This window comes from Neisseria sicca VK64 (genome assembly GCF_000260655.1).
Classification (GTDB): domain Bacteria; phylum Pseudomonadota; class Gammaproteobacteria; order Burkholderiales; family Neisseriaceae; genus Neisseria; species Neisseria sicca_B.
Genome location: NZ_AJMT01000077.1, coordinates 1 through 2,376, shown reverse-complemented (window position 1 = coordinate 2,376; position 2,376 = coordinate 1). Strand labels below are relative to the sequence as shown.

5 protein-coding genes are annotated in these 2,376 nt (G+C 42.7%); all 5 read right to left on the bottom strand.

Translation table 11 applies throughout. From position 1 onward, the window contains the following. Nucleotides 1–827, bottom strand: an 827-nt coding sequence (locus HMPREF1051_RS04795; RefSeq protein ID WP_003765137.1) for a DNA-directed RNA polymerase subunit alpha, incomplete at its 3' end; no start/stop codon positions are given. Nucleotides 828–852: 25 nt separating this feature from the next. Continuing rightward, nucleotides 853–1,473 (bottom strand): 30S ribosomal protein S4, encoded by a 621-nt coding sequence (rpsD, locus tag HMPREF1051_RS04790; protein ID WP_003742907.1) that lies wholly within the window; start codon nt 1,471–1,473, stop codon nt 853–855. Nucleotides 1,474–1,488: 15 nt separating this feature from the next. Next, entirely contained in the window at nt 1,489–1,884 is a 396-nt protein-coding gene (rpsK, locus tag HMPREF1051_RS04785; RefSeq protein WP_002216249.1) for a 30S ribosomal protein S11, read from the bottom strand. Nucleotides 1,885–1,903: 19 nt separating this feature from the next. Beyond that, nucleotides 1,904–2,266, bottom strand: coding sequence for a 30S ribosomal protein S13 (gene rpsM, locus HMPREF1051_RS04780; protein ID WP_003749295.1), 363 nt, complete (start codon nt 2,264–2,266; stop codon nt 1,904–1,906). 65 nt (nt 2,267–2,331) lie between these two features. Next, the coding region (rpmJ, locus tag HMPREF1051_RS15565; protein WP_196794311.1) for a 50S ribosomal protein L36 at nt 2,332–2,376 on the bottom strand (45 nt) is incomplete at its 5' end.

Genomic DNA, 2,376 nt, shown 5'->3' with positions numbered 1-2,376 from the left:
TAATAAATATCTTCAGCTTTCAGACAATTAGCTGAACGTACAGTTAATTCCAAATCATCTACCGGACGCAGCAGGATAGGGTCAATAGGAGGAGCTTTTTCTTCAACTTCTTCTACTGGAGTACCTTGCAAATCAGCAAAGATAGACATTTGATCAATTAAAATACGAGCAGCACTACGTACAGCTTCTTCAGGATCAATAGAACCATCAGTTTCAATATCCAAAACCAATTTATCTAAATCCGTACGCTGCTCTACGCGTGCAGGTTCAACTTCAAAGCTAACACGACTGATGGGCGAAAAGCTCGCATCCAACTGAATTGCACCAATCTGGCGGTTTTCATCGCGCACAACACGACGACCAGAAACAGATTGATAACCACGCCCCTGTTCAACTTTGATTTCCATCTCAATTTGACCATTCTCGGCCAAATGACAAATAATATGCTCAGGATTTAAAATTTCCACATCATGTGGCAATTCAATATCACCGGCAACTACTGTACCGGCCCCTGCTTTTTTCAAAGTTAACTGAACTTGGCCACGCCCATGCAGCTTAAATACAATACCTTTGACATTCAACAAAATATCGACGACATCTTCTTGAACGCCATCAACAGTAGAGTATTCGTGCAATACACCGGAAATGGCCACTTCAGTAGGAGCAAAACCATTCATGGATGACAGTAAGATACGACGCAAAGCATTACCTAAAGTATGACCAAAACCGCGCTCAAACGGCTGCATGGATACTTTTGCACGAGTTGTAGATAAAGTATCGACATCAATTTGACGAGGTTTCAAAAATTCGGTTGTGCTATTTTGCATTTAACTGTCCCTCACTGAGCTAGCGTTATTTAGAGTAGAATTCTACCACCAGCTGTTCATTAATATCGCCAGTTAATTCTGAACGATCTGGCATATTTTTAAATACGCCTTCCAATTTGTCTGCATCAACAGAAACCCAGCTTGGTAAACCGATTTGAGTTGCCAGACTTAAAGCTTCCTGGATACGAACCTGTTTTTTAGCTTTCTCACGAACAGCTACAACATCACCAGCTTTAACTTGGAAAGAAGGAATATTTACAACCTGACCGTTAACGGTAATTGCTTTATGAGAAACCAGCTGACGCGCCTCAGCACGAGTCGAGCCAAATCCCATGCGATATACTACATTATCCAAACGAGACTCTAACAATTGCAGCAGCAATTCACCAGTAGAGCCTTTACGTCGATCTGCTTCTGCAAAATAGCGACGGAATTGACGTTCCAATACGCCATAAATACGACGAATCTTTTGCTTCTCACGTAATTGCAAACCATAGTCGGACAAACGCGGTTTTTTTGCGCCGTGCTGACCAGGAGCGGAGTCCAGTTTACATTTAGAATCCAAAGAACGACGAGCGCTCTTCAAAAATAAATCAGTACCTTCACGGCGTGCTAATTTACATTTAGGGCCAATATAACGTGCCATGTTTCAATCACTCCTTTAAATACGACGTTTTTTAGGCGGACGGCAACCGTTATGAGGCAACGGAGTAACGTCGGTAATACTGGTAATTTTAAAACCAAGAGCGTTGAGTGCACGTACAGAAGACTCTCGACCGGGACCAGGGCCTTTTATACGAACTTCTAAATTTTTAACGCCATATTCTTGGGCAACTTTACCAGCTGCTTCTGCAGCCACTTGAGCTGCAAACGGTGTACTTTTACGAGAACCTTTAAAACCAGCGCCGCCAGAGGTAGCCCAAGACAATGCATTGCCTTGACGGTCAGTGATTGTAATGATGGTATTGTTGAAAGAAGCATGTACATGCACAATACCTTCGCTTACGGTTTTACGTACTTTTTTACGTACACGCGAAGCTGTGTTTGCTTTAGCCATTAATAAAATTCCTTAAAAATTATTTTTTACCAGCAATCGCTTTACGCGGACCTTTGCGGGTACGAGCGTTTGTGCGAGTGCGTTGACCACGACAAGGCAAACCTCGACGATGACGGAAACCACGGTAACAACCCATGTCCATCAATCGTTTGATGCTCATCGTTACCTCACGGCGCAAATCGCCTTCCACTTCATACTTGGCAACTTGTTCACGCAAAGCGTCCAATTGAGCCTCGTCCAAATCTTTTGCTTTTGTAGTGGGAGCAATATTTGCTGCCTCGCAAATTAATTTAGCACGAGTAGCACCGATACCATAAATAGCCTGCAAGCCAATTACGATATGTGCATTATTAGGGATATTTACCCCTGCAATACGAGCCATATTTTTTCCTTTAAACGGCAAAGTTCGTCACTATACCACAAAGTCTTGCTAAAAGAAAAGTTCCCTTAACCTTGACGCTGTTTGTGACGAGGATCAGTACAAATTACACG